The 18959-nt window shown below is 72.4% G+C and carries 14 protein-coding genes and 1 pseudogene; 10 read left to right on the forward strand and 5 right to left on the reverse strand.

The genetic code is table 11. The features are described 5' to 3' along the window. Positions 1–128 precede the first annotated feature (128 nt). The 5 genes and pseudogenes from QEZ54_RS34455 to QEZ54_RS34475 all read left to right on the forward strand — a co-directional run bounded on the left by QEZ54_RS34455 (position 129) and on the right by QEZ54_RS34475 (position 3549). Entirely contained in the window at positions 129–1265 is a 1137-nt protein-coding gene (locus QEZ54_RS34455; protein WP_281308971.1) for an AI-2E family transporter, read from the forward strand. Positions 1266–1319: 54 nt separating this feature from the next. Beyond that, positions 1320–1571: a hypothetical protein gene (locus tag QEZ54_RS34460; protein ID WP_281308972.1), complete on the forward strand. Its 252-nt coding sequence runs from the start codon at positions 1320–1322 to the stop codon at positions 1569–1571. Between the two features lie 144 nt (positions 1572–1715). Next, positions 1716–1919, forward strand: a complete 204-nt coding sequence (locus tag QEZ54_RS34465) for a CsbD family protein (RefSeq protein WP_281308995.1) — start codon at positions 1716–1718, stop codon at positions 1917–1919. A gap of 120 nt (positions 1920–2039) precedes the next feature. Continuing rightward, positions 2040–2324, forward strand: a pseudogene (locus tag QEZ54_RS34470) (hypothetical protein); the annotation flags it as partial. Then, positions 2320–3549 carry a cupin domain-containing protein gene (locus tag QEZ54_RS34475; RefSeq protein ID WP_281308973.1) on the forward strand — a complete coding sequence of 410 codons (1230 nt, stop codon included), beginning with the start codon at positions 2320–2322 and terminating at the stop codon, positions 3547–3549. The pseudogene QEZ54_RS34470 and the gene QEZ54_RS34475, both read left to right, overlap by 5 nt. Positions 3550–3919: 370 nt before the next feature. On the opposite strand, the gene QEZ54_RS34480 is transcribed toward QEZ54_RS34475, so the two are convergent. The 3 genes from QEZ54_RS34480 to QEZ54_RS34490 all read right to left on the reverse strand — a co-directional run bounded on the left by QEZ54_RS34480 (position 3920) and on the right by QEZ54_RS34490 (position 6644). Continuing rightward, the gene (locus tag QEZ54_RS34480; protein WP_281308974.1) at positions 3920–4543 is read right to left on the reverse strand and encodes a hemerythrin domain-containing protein; all 624 of its coding nucleotides are present in this window, start codon (positions 4541–4543) and stop codon (positions 3920–3922) included. An 89-nt stretch (positions 4544–4632) separates the two neighbouring features. Continuing rightward, positions 4633–5580 carry a TIGR03557 family F420-dependent LLM class oxidoreductase gene (locus QEZ54_RS34485; RefSeq protein WP_281308975.1) on the reverse strand — a complete coding sequence of 316 codons (948 nt, stop codon included), beginning with the start codon at positions 5578–5580 and terminating at the stop codon, positions 4633–4635. A gap of 203 nt (positions 5581–5783) precedes the next feature. Next, complete coding sequence (locus QEZ54_RS34490; protein WP_281308976.1) at positions 5784–6644, reverse strand: hypothetical protein; 861 nt, start codon at positions 6642–6644, stop codon at positions 5784–5786. Between the two features lie 131 nt (positions 6645–6775). Here QEZ54_RS34490 and QEZ54_RS34495 point away from each other — a divergent pair, with 131 nt between their 5' ends. Continuing rightward, entirely contained in the window at positions 6776–7564 is a 789-nt protein-coding gene (locus tag QEZ54_RS34495; protein WP_281308977.1) for a hypothetical protein, read from the forward strand. 56 nt (positions 7565–7620) lie between these two features. On the opposite strand, the gene QEZ54_RS34500 is transcribed toward QEZ54_RS34495, so the two are convergent. Continuing rightward, entirely contained in the window at positions 7621–8226 is a 606-nt protein-coding gene (locus QEZ54_RS34500; protein WP_281308978.1) for a malonic semialdehyde reductase, read from the reverse strand. Further along, positions 8223–8735 carry a flavin reductase family protein gene (locus QEZ54_RS34505; RefSeq protein ID WP_281308979.1) on the reverse strand — a complete coding sequence of 171 codons (513 nt, stop codon included), beginning with the start codon at positions 8733–8735 and terminating at the stop codon, positions 8223–8225. The genes QEZ54_RS34500 and QEZ54_RS34505 overlap by 4 nt, the downstream gene beginning before the upstream one ends. Before the next feature lie 230 nt (positions 8736–8965). Between QEZ54_RS34505 and QEZ54_RS34510 the strand changes: the two genes are divergently transcribed. The 4 genes from QEZ54_RS34510 (at position 8966) to QEZ54_RS34525 (ending at position 18205) form a co-directional block, all read left to right on the forward strand. After that, complete coding sequence (locus QEZ54_RS34510; protein ID WP_281308980.1) at positions 8966–9739, forward strand: hypothetical protein; 774 nt, start codon at positions 8966–8968, stop codon at positions 9737–9739. Between the two features lie 30 nt (positions 9740–9769). Then, complete coding sequence (locus tag QEZ54_RS34515; protein WP_281308981.1) at positions 9770–10951, forward strand: AAA family ATPase; 1182 nt, start codon at positions 9770–9772, stop codon at positions 10949–10951. Between the two features lie 209 nt (positions 10952–11160). Next, on the forward strand, positions 11161–16614 hold the full coding sequence (locus QEZ54_RS34520) for a carboxyl transferase domain-containing protein (protein ID WP_281308982.1): 5454 nt from the start codon (positions 11161–11163) through the stop codon (positions 16612–16614). Between the two features lie 313 nt (positions 16615–16927). Continuing rightward, positions 16928–18205 carry a cytochrome P450 gene (locus tag QEZ54_RS34525; protein ID WP_281308983.1) on the forward strand — a complete coding sequence of 426 codons (1278 nt, stop codon included), beginning with the start codon at positions 16928–16930 and terminating at the stop codon, positions 18203–18205. Positions 18206–18959 lie beyond the last annotated feature (754 nt).

Consider the following 18959-nt stretch of genomic DNA (forward strand, 5'->3'; position numbering starts at 1 on the left):
ACCCGGCTCCCCCGATCACAGCGACCACTGCCGGAAGTGCCCTATTCACACCGTTTCGCACCATCCGATCTGGACGGTGTGCCCTGATCGGCAGGTTTGCCCGGCGGGATCGGGGGGATGCGCAGCGGGTGAGAAGAGGACGGATCACCTCCGGCGACATGTTCCGGTGGGCGGCGGCGGCCGCGGGCGGCGTGGCGGCGGTGGGGCTGGGACTGGCGGCGCTCTGGACCGTGCGGGGCGTGCTGGTGCTCGTACTGGTGGCACTGTTCGTGGCGGTGAGCCTGGACCCCGCGGTGCGCTGGCTGGTCCGCCACCGGGTGCGGCGCCCCTACGCCGTGGCCGTCATCCTGGCGCTCGCCCTGGGCTCCACGGCCGCGCTGGTGATCGGGGTCGGCCCGCCGCTGGTGCGCCAGGCCGGCGAGCTGGTGAAGGACCTGCCGGGCTACATCGCCGGGCTGGACGAGCGGTCCCCGGTGTTCCGCGACCTCAGCGCCCGCTACGGCCTGGGCGACCGGCTCAACGAGCTGGCCGGGTCGATCCCCGCCTGGATCGGCGCCAGCCTGCCGGGGCTGTTCCAGACGTTCCTGGACGGCCTGGCCACCACCGTGACCGTGGTGGTGCTGGCGCTGTACTTCCTGGCCGACCTGCCCCGGCTGCGGCGCCGGGCCCAGCTGGTCGCGCCCGACCGGCACCGCGAGCGGGTACGGCGCATCGTGGACACGGCCGTGGACAAGGTCGGCTCGTACATGATCGGCAATCTGATCGTGTCGGTGATCGCCGGTGTCGTCGCCTATGTGGGCCTGCTGATCCTGGACGTGCCGTTCGCGCTGCCGCTGGCGTTGATCGTGGCGATCACCGACCTGATCCCGCTGGTGGGGGCGACGCTGGGCATGGCCGTCTGCGGCGTGGTGGCCGCGATCGCCTCCGGCCTGTGGCCGGCCGCGATCATGATCGTGGCGTGGCTGCTGGTGTACCAGCAGGTGGAGAACTACTGGATCGTCCCCCTCGTGATGCGCCGGAGCCTGGACATGCCGTCACTGGCCGTCCTGCTCGCGGGCCTGGTCGGGGTGGCGATGCTGGGTCTGATCGGCGCGCTGATGGCCATCCCGATCGCGGCCGTGGTCAAGGCCGTCATCGTCGAGCTGCGTACGCCGGTGCCGCCGCCCGGGTACGCACCCGATCCGGTCCCGCAGGACGCCGAGCTCGCCGCCCTGGCCGAGCAGGCCGAGCAGGCCGACGCACCCGCGCCGCAGCCCGCGGGGTGATCCCGGCCGGGCCCGGCAGGTGTGGCCCCGGCCGGGCCCGGGTACTGCGCGAACATGGACGAACCGAACTTCACGCCGCCCGCCGAGGACTTCGAACCCCCGGTCGACGAGCAGCCGGCGCAGCCGCGGCCCGAACCGCCCGCCGAGGATCCGCGCGACCCGCGGTCGGCGCCCGCGGACCCGGACACCCCGCCGCCGGGCATGGACGACCAGGGCACCACCGCCGGGGGCCAGCGGCGCGGCGACACCCTGGACGACCCCCTCGCCCGCGAGGACCCCGACTCGGTGGGCGAGCCACCGGACTGATCGGGGCCGCGGTCGGCGTACCTGCCACGGGCGTTCGATCCGCCGCCTTCCCACCCGGTTCACTTCCGTTTCGAGCGCCGCGGGAGCGGGCAGGGGTCTGGTAGTGGATCGAACACATGACGGAGGGAGCCGACCGTGGGCGCGATGGACGAGGCGAAGCACGAGGGCCAGGAGCTGCTGGGCAAGGCCAAGGAGAAGCTCGGTGACCTCACCGACAACCACTCCCTGCAGGCCGAGGGCCTCGCGGACCAGGCCAAGGCCAAGGTCAACCAGGCCGGGGACGACGTCCGCGACGCGCTTCGCGGCCGTGACCAGGACGAGGAGGACGAGGCCCGGTCCGCCCGCTGACCTCCGGACTCGGATGGCCCGCCGTTCGCGGCGGGCCATCCGCCGTTACGGGCCGCGCATGGGTTTACCGGTTCACGTATCGGGAGAAAAGGGTCTTACACCCGACCAGTGGAGGACACCATGCGACTCAACGACGACGACATCGTCGCCTCGACCGGGGCCGGCGGCGAAGGACCCGCCGACGCCGGTGCGGGCGAGAACGTCGACCCGCGCGAGCAGGACGGCGGAGCAGACGGCAGTGCCGGCACCGAGGGCCCGGCCGACGCGGGCGCGGGCGAGACCGCGGCGCCCGACGAGCAGGACGGCGGGGCGGACGGCGGCGCGGACACCGAGGGCCCGGCCGACGCCGGTGCGGGCGAGACGGTGGAGCCCGGCGAGCACGACGGCGGAGCAGACGGCAGTGCCTGACCGGCTCGGCCGCCCAGCAGCGCCGGACCCGTCGGGTTCGGCGCTGCGGCGCTGCGTGGGCGACCCGGCCGCGTTCGCCGACGGGCACTGGGGCGCCCAGCCGCTGCTGCGCTCCGCCGGAGACTTCGCCGACCTGCTGGACCTCGACGCGGTCGACGAACTGCTCAGCGAGCGCGGGCTGCGCACCCCCTTCCTGCGGCTGGCCCGCGACGGGAAGCTGGTGGCCGCCGAGCGGTTCACCGGCGGCGGCGGGCTCGGCGCCGAGATCGCCGACCAGGTCCGCGACGACCGGGTGCTCGACCTGCTGGCGGGCGGGGCGACCCTGGTGCTGCAGGGGCTGCACCGGATCTGGCCGCCGCTGCGGGCGTTCTGCCTTGAGCTGGCCGGTGAGCTGGGCTGCGCGGTGCAGGCCAACGCGTACCTGACCCCGGCCGGCAACACCGGCTTCGCGACGCACTACGACACCCACGACGTCTTCGTGCTGCAGATCGCGGGCACGAAGCACTGGCGGGTGCACGAACCGGTCTACCCCGATCCACTGGAGCGCCAGCCGTGGGGCGGCCGGGCCGACGAGGTCGCGGCGACGGCGACCGGGCCGGCGTACCTGGACCACGTGCTGTCCCCCGGCGAGCTGCTGTACCTGCCGCGCGGGTGGCTGCACGCCGCGTCGGCCATCGAGGCCACCAGCCTGCACGTCACGCTCGGCCTGCGCCGCCCGACCCGGTACACGGTCGCGCAGGCGCTGCTGGATCTCACCGGCGCGGACCCGCGGCTCCGCGCCGGGCTCCCGCTCGGACTGGACCTGACCGATCCGGCGCAGCTGGCCCCGCACCTGGCCGCCACGGTGGAGGCCCTGCACGAGGCGATGGCCAAGGCCGATCCGGAGGAGGTCGCCCGGCGGCTGCGGGCGGCCCAGTGGACCGCGCACCGGCCCGCCCCGGTCCGGCCGGTGGCCCAGGCGGCGTTCGCCGATGCGCTCACCGCGGCCGACCGGGTGCGGCTGCGGCCCGGACTTCGCTTCACCTGCGTGGACGGCCGGCTGGAGCTGCCCGGCCGGGTGCTGACCTTCCCCGGCGGCTGCCAGCGGGCGCTGGAGGCGGTGCTGGCCGGTCCCGCCGTGCGCGTGGGCGACCTGCCGGGGCTGGACGACGACGCGTCGCGCCTGGTGCTGGCGCGCAGGCTGCTGCGGGAAGCGGTGCTGGTTCCGGCCGACGAGGTCTGATCGCCGGGTTTGACAGCGGTCGGCGGTCGCCCACCCCCGTTGGCGACCGCCGACCTTCTCTGTCGGGTGGACGCCGTCCCCCAACGGCGTCTGTCCACCCATCCCCCTGTGACGCCCCGCCCGGTGCCGCGCGGTGGACCTGTCCACCGGAGCCGCCCTCGCCTTTCAGCTCGGACTGTTCGTCGAGCGCTGCATCACTGGAACCTAAGTTACGTTCTCTGACCTGCGGCGTCCAGGGTTAAGCCAAGATTTTTTCACTCTGGGTAGCTGGCCGATGACAGGGAGCGCTGGGCGATGGCCCAGGTCACAGCCCGCAAGACCAGGAGGGGGTACGGCGAGAGCGCCGTACCCCCTCACCCGCTGTCGCGGATCACGCCGAGGCGCTGCTCAGCGAGAGGGGGTCGGCCGGAGCGTCGGCCTTCGCCGCCTCCATCCGATCGGCCAGCTCCCGCAGCTCAGCACGGCCGATGGCCTTGCGCACCTGCGGGAACCACTCCTTCTCCTCCTCCTCGACGTGATGGCGCACGTTCTCCATCAGCACCGCCATCTTGGCGTCGAAGCGCTCGTCGGCCGGGTCCATCCCGCGCAGCTCCGACAGCATCCACGCGACCACGTGGTGCTCCTCGACGCTCTCCAGGACGTGCTCACCGGTGTCCGGGGCGGCCTTGCGCGCGGTCGGGTAGAAGATGCTCTCCTCGATGTACGCGTGCGTGGTCAGCTCCTTGATGACCTGATCCACGATCTTGCGCTTGGTCGCGTGCGCGTTGTCGCCCGCCTTCTCGAACTGCTTGAACAGGCCCTCGACGACCTTGTGATCGGCTTTGAGCAGCGCGATCGCGTCCATGCCCGTCGAAGTCGCGCCGCTGACCGACTTCTTCGCCGACGCGCTCGCCTTGCTCGTCGCGGTCGAGCGGGCGGCGGCCGTCGTGGACTTGCGCGCCGTGCCCGTCGCGGACTGCTTCTTACCCGTGCCCGCGGTGGTTGACTGAGCCATTGCCGTGCCTCCTTCTTGCCTTGACACGATCATCACTACCCGGTTGTCGCTTATGTACACATGTTTTCCGGCATTCACGGTGCTCGCGGTCAGGACTGTGGCAGGATCTCCTTGGCGTACATGTCGATCATGTCGGCGTAGTGCGGCCCCACCGACGCGACGTACAGCTCGTCGAACCCGGCGTCGCGGTACCGGGCGATCATGTCCCGGTGCACCTGCGGGTCCGGTCCGCAGGCGATCTTCTCCCCCACCGACTCCGGCGTCACCGGCTCCGACGCCTGCTGGAAGTGCGCGGGCGTGGGCAGGACCTGCGACAGCTCGCCGCTGAGCCCCGAGGTCGGCCACAGCCGGTGCGCCAGCCGTACCGCCTCGTCCCGGTCGGCGGCGAAGCAAGCCTTGGCCCCCGCCGCCGTCGGCTTGCCCGCGCCGCCGCTGTCGCGGAACAGCTGCAGCAGCTGCGCGTCGGGCTGGGTGCTGATGTAGCCGTCGCCGATCCGGCCCGCGAGCTTCGTGGAGTTCGGCGCCAGCCCGGACACGTAGATCTCGGGCGGCACCTCGGGCATGGTGTAGATCCGCGCGTTCTCGACCGTGTAGTACTCGCCGTCGTGCTCGACGTCCGCGCCGGTCCACAGCTCCCGGATGACCCCGACCGCCTCCTCGAGCATGTCGAGGCGGGCCTTGGCGGGCGGCCAGTGGTCGCCGGTGATGTGCTCGTTGAGCGCCTCGCCCGAGCCGACGCCGAGGATGAACCGGCCCTCGGTCAGCACCGCGCTGGTCGCCGCCGCCTGGGCGATGATCGCCGGATGGGTGCGCACGGTCGGGCAGGTCACCGCAGTCGTGATCGGCAGCCGGGTGACCTGGCTCAGGGCTCCGATCATCGACCACACGAACGGGCTGTGGCCCTGGGCGTCGACCCACGGATGGAAGTGGTCGGAGATCCACAGCGCGTGAAAGCCGGCGTCCTCGGCCCGCCGCGCCTGGTCGAGCAGCTCCGGCGGGGAGTACTCCTCGCTGGACAGGAAGAATCCGATTTTCATGACATGTCGCATACCCGTACGCCAGAGCAAGGAAACGCCCAGCCCGGCGGGTCGGTCGCGGCGGCTGCGCAACCGACCGGCCGGGCAGCGTTCCGGCTAGAACGCCGGGTAGGTCGAGCGGGTCGCGCATACGCGTCGCAGGCACGGTACCCGTACAGCTCCGGCGTTGGACGGACGTCGTCCCGCCCCGCCGGCGGCGAGGGCTACAGCTCCGTCCAGGTGGTCATGGTTGCGCAGGTGACCGCGCCGTCGTTGGAGTAGTCGACGAAGACCCCGCCCCCGTCCATGTACCTCGGCGGGCCGATGGAGTACCGGCAGGGGCCGCCCGGCACGGCGTTGGGCCTGGCGCCGTGTACGAACATCCGGACCCCGTCGGGCAGCCCCGTCGAGATGCTGGCGGTCTCCCCCGGATCCCGCTCCCAGAGCACCGGGCGGTGGTCCACCGGCAGCTCGACATGGCGCAGTTCGGCCGAGCACGTCTGGACCCCGACGTTGGTGGCCGTGTAGTAGAACTCGCTCTCCCCGTCGGGCTGGGTGCGGTAGTGCGTCTTCACCTCGATCCGGCACGAGCCCGAGCCCGGCACCGAGCCCACCGCCCCGACGAGGTAGGCCCAGTCCTCGCTGTGGGCGTTGTTCCAGTGGCCGCTCCACGAGGCACCCGGCGCCAGGGCGGGCAGCACGTTGCGGCGGTACATCGTCAACCCGGCGAGCCACACCCTGACCTGGCACGCCGTGCTGCTGTCCCCGGTCAGCTGCAGGTGGAACTCACGCTCACCGGTGGCTTCGCGCTCGTACCAGGTACGGGTCACCTCCACCGCGCACGCCCGGCCCGACCGGGTGGTGGCGACCTCCAGCCCGACGGCGTACGCGTCGCTGGTGGCGTTGTTCCAGTAGACGTGCCTGACCGCCCCGGGCTGCACGATGCCCGCGTCGAAGGAGAAGTAGTCGGCCGCCGCCGCTGCCGGATCCGCGGTGGCCGCGATGCCGACCGCGGCGACCAGCGACGTCGTGAGCAGCACGGACAACGCCCGCCGCACGGCCCGTACGAGATTGGTGGGAAACATCCGCCGATGGTCGCAAGCAGAGCCCGCAGAAGCTCGGGACGTTGGACGGCATTGGACGGTCCGCGCTCGGTTGACTGGCCCGGAAGTCATTGATCTAATCCAGCGCGATGTCGGCTTCACGGGGAGCGTTCATGTCCGGTGGATGGTGGGCGCGCGCGGCGGCGGGCCTGGCCGCGGTCGCCCTGCTGGCGGTGGCGGCGCCCGCGCACGCCGGTGACGTCGCGCAGGTCCACAGCTGGATGACCGGGCCCGCGGCGGCCGTGGCGGGCGGCGAGCCGGTCGAGTTCCGGCTCAGCTTCACCCAGTCCGGCGGGCCGTACTTCGTCTACGCCCAGTCGATCGCCATCGACGTGGTCCCGCCCGCCGGGGCGAAGGCGAGCGCGGCCAAGGTCGAGTACCAGTACTTCACCGAGTGGAAGCCGCTGCCGCTCACCTCGATGCAGCTGGAGACCGAGAGCGTGGCGTTCCGGAACCTGCGCGTCACGTTCGCCGCCACCGCCGTCGGCGGCACGTGGCGGCTGCGGTCCCGGATCACCGACTACGACTGGATGATGAACGGGATCATCATGACCGGTGCCGGCGGTGAGGTCGTCGAGCAGAGCGACTGGTACGCCATCACCGTGGCGGGCACGACGCTGCCCGCGAAGACGACCGCACCCGCGCCCACCAGGACGAAGTCCACCGGCCCGACCCGCAGCAGCGCCCCCTCCCCCACCGCGGCCGCGGCCCCGACCGCCACTGCCATCGGAACCGATGCCGCCGCCGAGCCGTCGGCCACCCCGGCCGGGCCGGCGGAGCAGGTGCGGACGTCCGGCGGCGGACCGGCCGGCATCGGCTACGTCGTCCTGGGTATCGGACTCGCGGTGGTGTTCCTCGCCGGCGGGCTGTTCGTCGCGCTGCGCCGGCGCCGCCCGGCCTGATCAGGCCGCTCCGCGGTGGCCAGACGACGCCGACCGGTGGCCGCCCGCGCGGCTGGTCATACCTCGCGGACCACCTCGTCGTATGCCAGCCTCGGCAGCCGCTCCCGCCACGCGTTCGGCCCCGGTCGGCCGATGTTGACCAGCAGGAACGAGCGCAGCCGCCCGTCGGGGAAGAACTCGGCGTCGACCCCGGCCGGGTCGAAGCCGCTCATCGGTCCGGCGGCCAGCCCGGCGGCCCGGACCGCGATCAGGAAGTAGCCGGCCTGGAGGGCGGAGTTGAGCCGGGCCTGCTGCTCCCGGGCGGCCTGTTCGCCGAACCACTGCGCGGCGCGCGGCTCGGGCGGGAACAGCTCCGGCAGCCGGTGCTGGAACTCCGTGTCGGCCGCCAGCACCGCCACCAACGGCGCGGCCGCCGTCTTGGCCCGGTTGCCGCTGCTCAGATGCGGCAGCAGGCGAGCCCGGGCGGCGGCCGAGCGGACCAGCACGACCCGCAGCGGCTGCGAGTTGAACGCCGTCGGGCCGTGCCGGACCAGGTCGTGGATCAGCCGGACCTGCTCGTCGGTGACCGGCTCGTCGGTGAACGCGTGGGCGGTGCGGGCCTGGCGGAACAGCAGGTCCTGCAGCGGCCGCGGCAGCACGGTCGCGGTCCCGGCCGGGATCACGGCGTGCCTGCGCGGTCCAGGCGCCGGTAGCCGCCCATGTGGTAGAGCAGCGGCTCGGCGTCGCGGTGCTCGGCGTGCACCGGCCGCCCGAGCACGATGGCGTGGTCACCGGCGGGCACCCGGGCGTCGACCTCGCACACCAGAGTCGCCAGGACGCCGCGCAGCAGCGGCATGCCGTACGGCCCCGGCGTCCAGGCGGTCTGGTCGGCGAACCGGTCGATGCCCTTGGTCGCGAAGGTGCGCGCCAGGTCGTGCTGTCCGGCCGCGAGCAGGTGGACGGCGACATGCCGGGCCTGCTGCACCGCGGGCCAGCTGGTCGACTCGCGGTCCAGGCAGAAGGAGACGAGCTGGGGGCGCAGCGAGACGGAGGTGAACGAGGTGGCGGTGAAGCCGACGGGCGGCAGGCCGGGGCCGCCGGACAGGGTGACGACGGTGACCGTCGTCGCGTGCCGGCGCAGGGTGCCGAGCAGCAGGTGCGGGTCGATGCCGTAAGGCGCCGTGACGGTCATGCCGACACGCCGGTCGGGCCATCGGATGCGGGGGTCATGGATGCAAGCTAACAGCCGCTCAGGCGATACTCAACATCTCCTACCGGATTAATAGGAGATTCGCCTGGCCGTAACGGCGCGCATTGCGGGTGTATGACATTGCCGCTTTCGCGCGTGTCACACCATTTCGGCGGATAAGCGGGTCAATATAGTCCGATTCCATATCGTCTGACCCGACTGGAGCAACCGCGATGGCCATCGCCCTGCCCGGATCCCGCGCGCTCGCCCGGCGGCTGCTGTGGGCGGTGGCCGCCCTGCACGTGGCCAGCTACGCCGTCAACCTCGCCTACCACGGGTGGGGCATCGGCCACGGCCACCGGCTCGTGACCTGGCTGACCAGCTTCGTCAACGTGGACCACCGGCAGAACCTGCCCAGCTGGTTCGCCTCCGGCGTGCTGCTGGTGACGGCCTGCGTGCTGTGGGAGATCGGCAGCGCCGCCACCGCCGCGGGCGAGTCCCGCTTCCGGCGGCACTGGCGGATCCTGAGCCTGGCGTTCGCCCTGCTCTCGCTGGACAACCTCGCCGACGCCCACCAGGTGCTGCGCAGCCGGCACCTCGCCGCGCTCGGGGCCGCGTCGTCGTGGCTGCTCGTGCTCGCGCCGGTGGTGCTGGTGTTCGCCGCGTCGTACCTGCGGTTCCTGCTGCACCTGCCGGTGCGCACCCGGGTCCTGATCATCGGCGCGGCCGCCCTGTACGGGGCCGGGGTGGGCGCGATGGAGGTGTTCGGCGCGCTGACCGGCCTGCACGTGCCGGTCGCGCTGCCCGGACAGGCGCTGTCGGGCGGCCCGTTCCTGCAGCACCTGGCGGGCGCGTCCGTCGAGGAACTGCTGCAGATGCTGGCCAGCGTCGCCCTGCTGTACGCCCTGAGCAGCCGGTTGGAGCACTACCGCCGCACCGCCCCGGCCGCGCCCGCCCCCGTCCAGGCCCGGCCCGAGTCCGCCCCCGCACCGGCCGCGCTCGTCTGACCGGCCCCGCGGCCGCCGTAGGCTCGCAGCGTGCTCAACGTGCTCGCCGTCGAGGGCTACCGCTCGCTGCGCAGGCTCATCCTGCCGCTGGGGCGGCTCAACGTCGTCACCGGCGCGAACGGCAGCGGCAAGTCCAGCCTCTACCGGGCGCTGCGCCTGCTGGCCGACTCCGCCCGCAGCGGGGCCGTCGCGGCGCTGGCCCGCGAGGGCGGCCTGCAGTCGACGATGTGGGCGGGGCCCGCGACGGTCAGCCGGGCGGTCCGCGAGGGCCGCCAGCCTGTGCAGGGCACCGTCGCGACCGGACCGGCCAGCCTCAAGCTCGGCTTCGGCGCCGACGACTTCGGCTACGCCGTGGACCTCGGGCTGCCGGTGTCCAACGGGCCGGTGGCGGAGTCCGCGTTCGCCCTGGACCCGGAGATAAAGGTCGAGGCCGTATGGGCGGGGCCGGTGCTGCGCCCCTCGGCCGTGCTCGCCCAGCGCCACGGCAGCACCGTGCAGCTGCGCGACGCCGACGGCGGCCGGCACCGGCTGCTGGAGGTGCTGCGCCCGTTCGACAGCATGCTGGGCGAGCTGGCCGACCCCCGGCACGCCCCCGAGCTGATGCAGCTGCGGGAGCGGGTACGCGCCTGGCGCTTCTACGACCACCTGCGCACCGACGCCGCCGCCCCCGCCCGCCTGCCCCAGATCGGCACCCGTACGGCGGTGCTGGCCCACGACGGCGCGGACCTGCCCGCGGCGCTGCAGACCATCCGCGAGATCGGCGACCACGAGGCCCTCGACACCGCCGTGGACCTGGCCTTCCCCGGCAGCCGCCTGGAGGTGGGCACCGACGGCGGCCGGTTCGAGCTGCGCCTGCGCCAGCCGGGCATGCTGCGTCCGCTGACCGCCGCCGAACTGTCCGACGGCACGCTGCGCTACCTGCTGCTGGCGGCGGCCCTGCTCACCCCCCGGCCGCCGCAGCTGATGGTGCTCAACGAGCCCGAGACCAGCCTGCACCCGGACCTGCTGCCCGCCCTGGCCCGACTGGTGGTCGAGGCCGCCGGACATTCTCAGATCGTGCTCGTTTCGCACTCGCGGGCACTGATGGCAGCTCTGGACCGAGCCGAAACCGAGGTGAACGCGGTAGAACTGGTCAAGGAACTCGGCCAGACGACAGTGGAGGGACAGGGCAGGCTGGACGAGCCGCTGTGGCACTGGCCCGCCCGATCATGACATCGAAACACGGCAACACCCCGGAAAACTGTCCGATAATGACATCTTTTGTCGAGTTGAAAGCCCCCTCGCTTTGGTGGATCCCCACAAAATTTGCTGTCGACTCCTGGCGCGAGCCACGGTTTTTTGCCGCGCGCTAGATGCAAAGGTGGTAGACGGGGACCCCGCCCTTGAAGGGGTCCCCGTCGGTTCTTTGGGAGGCTTGTCCGGTGTTCAGTCGTATCGCCATCGTCAACCGTGGAGAAGCCGCGATGCGGCTCATCCACGCCGTCCGCGAGCTCAACGCGGAGAGCGGGGCGTCGCCGATCGAGACCATCGCGCTGTACACGGAGGCCGAGCGCACCGCGACGTTCGTCCGTGAGGCGGACGACAGCTACTGCCTCGGTCCCGCGTCGGCCCGGCCCTACCTCGACCACGGTGTCCTCGAGCGCGCCCTGGTCGAGACCCGCGCCGACGCGGCCTGGGTCGGCTGGGGCTTCGTCGCCGAGGACCCGGCCTTCGCCGAGCTGTGCGAGAAGATCGGTGTCACCTTCATCGGCCCGAGCCCGGAGGCCATGCGCCGCCTCGGTGACAAGATCGGCTCGAAGCTGATCGCCGAGCAGGTCGGCGTCCCGGTCGCCCCGTGGAGCCGCGGCGCGGTGGAGACCCTGGAGGCGGCCAAGCGGTCCGCCGCCGAGATCGGCTACCCGCTGATGCTCAAGGCGACCGCCGGTGGCGGCGGGCGCGGCATCCGCGTGGTGCGCAGCGACGACGAGCTGACCGACGCGTACGAGCGGACAAGCCTGGAGGCCGAGCGCGCCTTCGGCAGCGGCATCGTCTTCCTGGAGCGCCTGGTCACCGGCGCCCGCCACGTCGAGGTGCAGGTCATCGCCGACGGCCAGGGCACCGCGTGGGCGCTGGGCGTGCGCGACTGCTCGGTGCAGCGCCGCAACCAGAAGGTGATCGAGGAATCGGCCTCGCCGGTGCTCGCGCCCGAGCAGGCCGCCGAGCTGAAGTCCTCGGCCGAGCGGCTGGCGCTGGCGGTGGACTACCGCGGCGCGGGCACGGTCGAGTTCCTGTACCACCCGGGCGAGAAGCTGTTCGCCTTCCTGGAGGTCAACACCCGCCTGCAGGTCGAGCACCCGATCACCGAGCTGACCACCGACTTCGACCTGGTCAAGGCCCAGATCCACGTGGCCGGCGGCGGTCGCCTGGGCGAGCGCATCCCGACGGAGGTCGGGCACGCGGTCGAGGCGCGGCTCAACGCCGAGGACCCCGACCGCGACTTCGCCCCGTCGCCGGGCCGGATCGTGCGGCTGGAGCTGCCCAGCGGCCCGGGTGTCCGGGTGGACACCGGCGTCAGCGAGGGCGACGTCATCCCGGCCGACTTCGACTCCATGATCGCCAAGATCATCGCGTACGGCCGTACCCGCGACGAGGCCCTGGCCCGCCTGCGCCGCGCCGTCGCCGAGACCACCGTGATCATCGAGGGCGGCGCCACCAACAAGAGCTTCCTGCTCGACCTGCTCGACCAGCCCGAGGTCATCGACGCCAGCGCCGACACCGGCTGGATCGACCGGGTCCGCGCCGAGGGCCGCCTGATCTCGGCGAAGAACTCCGGCGTCGCCCTGGCCGCCGCCGCGATCGAGGCGTACGAGGACGAGGCGCAGGTCGAGCAGCAGCGCCTGCTGTCCACCGCGCACGGCGGCCGGCCGCAGGTCCAGCACAAGAGCGGCCGCCCGATCGACCTCAAGCTGCGCGGCACCGGCTACCGGGTCAGCGTCGCCCAGGTCGGCCCGCGCCGCTTCCGCGTCGGCATCGGCGAGAACCCGACCGTCGACGTCGAGCTGGAGCGCTACGACGAGCACACCGGCCGGATCGTGGTCAACGGCCGCCGCTTCCGGCTGGTCACCGACACGCACGGCCCCATCCACCTGGTCGAGGTCGACGGCGTCACCCACCGCGTGAGCCGCGACGAGGGCGGCGTCATGCGCTCCCCCGCGCCCGCGCTGGTCGTCGCGGTGCCGCACGAGGTCGGCGACGAGGTCGAGGCTGGCGCGCCCGTGCTCGTGCTGGAGAGCATGAAGATGGAGACCGTGCTCCGGGCACCGGTCAAGGCCCGCATCCGCGAGTGCCTGGTCCTGGTCGGCAGCCAGGTCGAGACCGGCGCGCCGATGCTGCGCCTGGAGCCGATCGGCGACGCCGACGAGACCGAGGCCGCCGAGGCCGAGGCCGTCGACCTGGAGCTGCCCGGCGCGCCGTCGGGCATGTCCGCCGACGCCCGCATCGCCCGCGGCATCGCCGACCTGCGCAGCCTGCTGCTCGGCTACGACGTCGACCCGCGCGACGAGCGCCGCACGCTGTCGGACTACCTGGCCGCCCGCGCCGAGTCCGGCCGCCGTCCGCTGGTCGAGGAGGTGGAGCTGCTGCAGGTCTTCGCCGACCTGTCCGAGCTCAGCCGCAACCGGCCCGCCGGCGAGGAGACCAAGGCCGACACCCGCGTGCACAGCCCGCGCGAGTACTTCCACACCTACCTGCAGAGCCTGGACGTCGACCGGGCCGGGCTGTCCGAGACGTTCCGGCAGCGGCTGGGCCGGGTGCTGGCGCACTACGGCGTGGACGGCTTCGACCGTACGCCGCAGCTGGAAGAGGCCGTGTTCCGCATCTTCCTGGCCCAGCAGCGGGCCTCGGCCGACGTCGCGGTGGTCGTGGCGCTGCTGCAGCAGTGGCTGACCGAGCCGCTGCCCGCCGAGAGCCTGCGCGACCTGGTCGGCCAGGCGCTGGAGCACCTGATCGCGGCCACCCAGGTCCGCTTCCCGGTCGTCGGCGACCTCGCCCGCAGCCTGGTGTTCCGCTGGGCCGCCCAGCCGATGCTGCGCCGCAAGCGCGCCGAGGTCTACAACGAGGTACGCGCGCACCTGCGCCACCTCGACGCCAACCCCGACGCCGCCGACCGCCCCGAGCGCATCGCCCAGATGGTCGCCTCGCCCGAACCGCTGGTGCGCCTGCTCGGCCACCGCATCGGCAAGGCCGGCGCCGACCACGGACCCATGCTCGAGGTGCTCAGCCGCCGCTACTACGGCAACCGCGGCGCCGGCGACATCCGCTGCCTCGACGAGTCCGGACACTCCTTCTTCATCGCCGAGTACGACCGCGGCGACGAGCGCTTCCAGCTGGTCGCGACGGCCACCGACTTCGCCGAGCTGCCCGCGGCCCTGGCCAAGGTCGCCCGGCTGGCGGGCAAGCAGTCCGTCGCCGACGTCTACGTCACCTGGGCCGACCAGCCCGACACCGAGGCGATGGGCGAGATCCTGCGCGAGGTCGTCGACCAGGCGGGGCTGCTCGACGGGCTCCAGCGCCTGACCGTGTCGGTGGCCGGGCGGACCGGCAGCGCCATGCACCACCACCACTTCACGTTCCGCCCCGGCCAGGGCGAGGACCGGGTGATCCGCGGGCTGCACCCGCTGATCGCCGAGCGCCTGCAGCTGCCGCGGCTGAGCCGGTTCGACCTGACCCGGCTGCCGTCGGCAGACGAGGAGGTCTACGTGTTCCGGTGCGTCGCGCCGGACAACCCGGCCGACGAGCGGCTGGCCGCGATGGCGCAGGTCCGCGACCTGACCCCGCTGCGCGACACCGACGGCCGGATCCTGTCGCTGCCCGCCCTCGAAGGCGCCCTGGACGCGTGCCTGGACGCCATCCGCCGGGTCCAGTCGCAGCGGCCCGCCAAGAAGCGCCTGGACACCAACCGCATCACCCTGTACGTCTGGCCGCAGAGCGAGCTGAGCATCGAGGACCTGCACCTCGTCATCCAGCGGATGCTCCCGCTGACCGCGGGCGCGGGGCTGGAGCAGGTGCTGTTCCTTGGCCGGCAGCGCGACGCCGCCACCGGTGAGATGACCGAGATCGGGGTCGAGGTCAGCTTCGACGCGGGCATGCGGATGTCGGTCACCGCGCCGACCAGCGACCCGATCGAGCCGATCGACGACTACCGGCAGAAGGTGCTGTCGGCCCGCCGCCGCGGCACCACCTACCCGTACGAGCTGACCGGCATGCTCGCCGGCGAGAACGGCACCTTCGCCGAGTACGACCTGGACGACACGGGTGTGCTGGTGCCGGTCGACCGGCCGCGCGGGCGCAACAAGTCGGGCATCGTCGCCGGTGTGGTCAGCACGCCGACCGAGCGCTACCCCGAGGGCGTCACCCGCGTGGTGCTGCTGGGCGACCCGACCAAGGCGCTGGGTGCGCTGGCCGAGCCGGAGTGCGCGCGGATCATCGCCGCGCTCGACCTGGCCGAGCGGATGCGGGTGCCGCTGGACTGGTTCGCGCTGTCGGCCGGTGCCCGGATCTCGATGGACTCCGGCACCGAGAACATGGACTGGGTCGCCGCCGCGCTCAAGCGCATCGTCGAGTTCACCCAGGACGGCGGCGAGATCAACATCGTGATCGCCGGTATCACCGTCGGCGCCCAGCCGTACTGGAACGCCGAGGCGACCATGCTCATGCACACCAAGGGCATCCTGGTGATGACGCCGGAGTCGGCGATGGTGCTGACCGGCAAGCAGTCGCTGGACTTCTCCGGCGGCGTGTCGGCCGAGGACAACTTCGGCATCGGCGGCTACGACCGCGTCATGGGCCCCAACGGCCAGGCCCAGTACTGGGCACCCGACCTGCCCTCGGCCCGTGACGTGCTGATGGCGCACTACGACCACACCTACGTCGCGCCCGGCGAGTCCCGGCCGCGCCGGGCGGCCACTACCGACCCGGCCGACCGCGACATCAGCCCGTTCCCGCACACGTGGCCCGACACCGACTTCGCCACCGTCGGCGAGATCTTCTCCCGGGAGCGCAACCCCGACCGGAAGAAGCCCTTCGACATCCGTACGGTGATGCGCGCGCTGGCCGACCAGGACCACCTGATCCTGGAGCGCTGGGCGGGCATGGCCGACGCCGAGACCACGGTCGTGCAGGACGTGCACCTGGGCGGCATCCCGGTCTGCCTGCTGGGCATCGAGTCCCGCTCGGTGCCGCGGCGCGGGTTCCCGCCCACCGACGGCCCCGACACGTACACCGCGGGCACGCTGTTCCCGCAGTCGTCGAAGAAGGCCGCCCGGGCCATCAACGCGGCCAGCGGCAACCGGCCGCTGGTGGTGCTGGCGAACCTGTCGGGCTTCGACGGCTCGCCGGAGTCGATGCGCAAACTCCAGCTGGAGTACGGCGCCGAGATCGGCCGGGCGATCGTCAACTTCCAGGGCCCGATCGTGTTCTGCGTGATCTCGCGCTACCACGGCGGCGCGTTCGTGGTCTTCTCGAAGGCGCTGAACCCGAACATGACGGTGCTGGCCGTGGAGGGTTCGTTCGCCTCGGTGCTCGGCGGCGCCCCGGCGGCGGCCGTGGTGTTCTCCGGTGACGTCGACGCGCGTACCGCCAAGGACCCGCGCGTGGCCGACCTGCAGGCACGCATCGCCACCGCGTCCGGCGGCGAGCGGGCCGGGCTGGCCGCCCAGCTGCTCGACGTCCGGGCCACGGTCCGGGCGGAGAAGCTGAGCGAGGTCGCGGCCGAGTTCGACGGCGTGCACAGCATCCAGCGCGCGGTCGAGGTCGGCTCGGTCGACGCGATCGTGCGGCCGCAGGAGCTGCGCCCGCAGATCATCGCCGCGATCGAGCGTGGTCTTGCCGCCGCGTAGGAATCGGATGTAGCCCGAGGCGGGTCAGGTGTCCAGGTGACACCTGACCCGCCTCTTTTCTGCCCCGTGAGCCGAGATGACACGTCCGGCGCGTTGCGCGGCCGCTGCCCGGCTGGCACGATGCAGTTCATCAATAGGCAGGTATTGATGAAGGGAGGGAACCGTGAAGCGAGTGCTGCGTCACGTCGCGGCTCGCCTGGTGGGCAGGTCGCGGGTCAGCGGACGGTACATCTACTGGTTCTACAACTACGAGGCGTAGGCCACGCGGCCCCCGCCGTACACGCGTGGATCCTGTGGTTTCCGGGAGGGCTGGATGCCGCGAGCTGACGGACCGGCCCGGCCGCCGGGTCCGCGCGGGCACTGGCTCATGGGCAACACCCCGGCGTACGAGGCCGACCGCATCGGCTTCCTGCGCCGCACCCACCACGAGTACGGCGACGTGTTCTCCTTCGACGAGCGGACGGTCTCCGTCGCCGACCCCGAACTCACCCATGCGGCCCTCGCCCGCACCAACAGCGGCTTCCTGACCGAGCTGCCGCCCTTCGGCAGCCGACCCGACCTCGACCGGGCCGCCGCCCAGGCCGACGCCTGGATGCCGACGCGCCGCACCGCGTGGCCGGGGCTCAACCAGGCCGCATCCGCCGCCGCCGACGGCCGCACCGTCGAGATCCTCGACGAACTCGCCGCGGCCGCCGCCGACCGCGAGGTGGACGTCCTGCCGCTGGCGCGGGTCTTCACCGCCCGGCTGACCGCCGAGTACTGCTTCGGCCGCGACAGCGGCGGCATCCCGGCGCTGCTCGCCGAGAACCTCGACGTCACCGAGCCGTTCACCGACGCGTCCTACCAGTTCCCGGCCTGGCTGCCGCTGCCGCGCCACCGCCGGTTGGCCCGCGTGCACCGGCGGACCGTCCAGACGCTGACCGCGACCGTACGCCGGCGCCGCGAAGCCGCGGCCGCGTCAGGGGCCGACCTGCTCGACTTCCTGCTGGAAGCCGATCCGCCGCTGCCGGACCGCACCGTGACGTCCACCCTGCGCGGCGTCATGATGGGCGGGCACGGCGTCCCGGCCGCGGCGGTCACCTCGATCGTCCGGGAGCTGGCCCTGCGGCCGGAGTTGGCCGCCGAGCTGCGCGACGAAGCCGGAACCGGACCGGTCACGGCGCGGCTGCCGCTGGCCGAGGCGGTCGTCAAGGAGGTGCTGCGGCTCTACCCGCCAGTATGGCTGATGACCCGCACCGCGGGCGGCGCCGTCGCGCTCGGCGAGTGGACCCTGAACCCGGGCGACGAGATCCTGCTCAACCCGTACCTGATCCAGCGGGATCCGCGCTGGTGGCAGCGGCCCGACGAGTTCGACCCCGGCCGGTGGCTGGACGGGCGGACCGCGCCCCGCGCCGCGTACCTGCCGTTCGGGGCGGGTCCCCGGGTGTGCGTGGGCTCGGCGCTGGCCGTGCGGCAGCTCACCCTGACCACGTCGCGCCTGGCCCAGGCGTACGCCGTCGAGTCGTCGAACGCGGTCGGCGCCGCCCCGAGGTTCCACGGACGGCTCGCCCCGGCGGGGCTGCGCGCCCGGCTGCGGCCGGTCGCCCGCTGACAGGACTCGGTATCAGAGCATCATGAAGATTCGGGGAGCACTGCCAACTAAGACTTGGCAGTGCTCCCGCTTCGCGGCTCAGTTCCATGACCTAGAACTGTCCATGCGCTCACCTGTTCAAGGCCCTTGTCGCACAACGTCCGCTGGCCGGACCTGAGCCGATGATCCCTCGGCCCAGGACTGACCGCTCGAGATCGTGCACGTCAAGCCAGCCATACGCGCACTGACAGCATTCACTGGTGCGATTGGTGACTTTCAGCACGTACCGCTCGTGGTTCCCCAGCGGTCCCCGCAGCGGTATTGGAGCTGGAGGCCTTTCGCGACTTTCGCGACCGGAGCCTATAGGCCCACACTCCCGTCCAATAACAGCCAACGAGCGCAGCGATGGCAAGAAAGGACCACTTCACGCCAGCCGGCAGAGGTGTAAGGTCCTCCGGCTGGAGGGCAACGCCGCCGTGCGCCTCGGACTGCAGATGGACTTCCATCGCACGCCCAAGAGCTTCGGGGTACCTAACGGACATAACGGTGAAGATGACAGCGACGACGGCACCTAGCCCCATGGCTCCACGAAATACAAGCCTGGCCGGGAGGTCCAGCGCATAGCTTCGCCTCCGGTCAAACTCCCTCGCGATCTGGGCGCGGGCCTCGGCGATTCCATCCGTGTCGCCAATCTTCTCCGCCGCATCCAGCCAGACCAGATGCGCCTGAAGGCGTCGCTGCTGGCGCCAAGGAAACGTTTGGTCCAGGAGGAACT

The sequence above is a fragment of the Catellatospora sp. KI3 genome, from assembly GCF_029948125.1.
In the GTDB taxonomy this organism is placed as follows: domain Bacteria; phylum Actinomycetota; class Actinomycetes; order Mycobacteriales; family Micromonosporaceae; genus Catellatospora.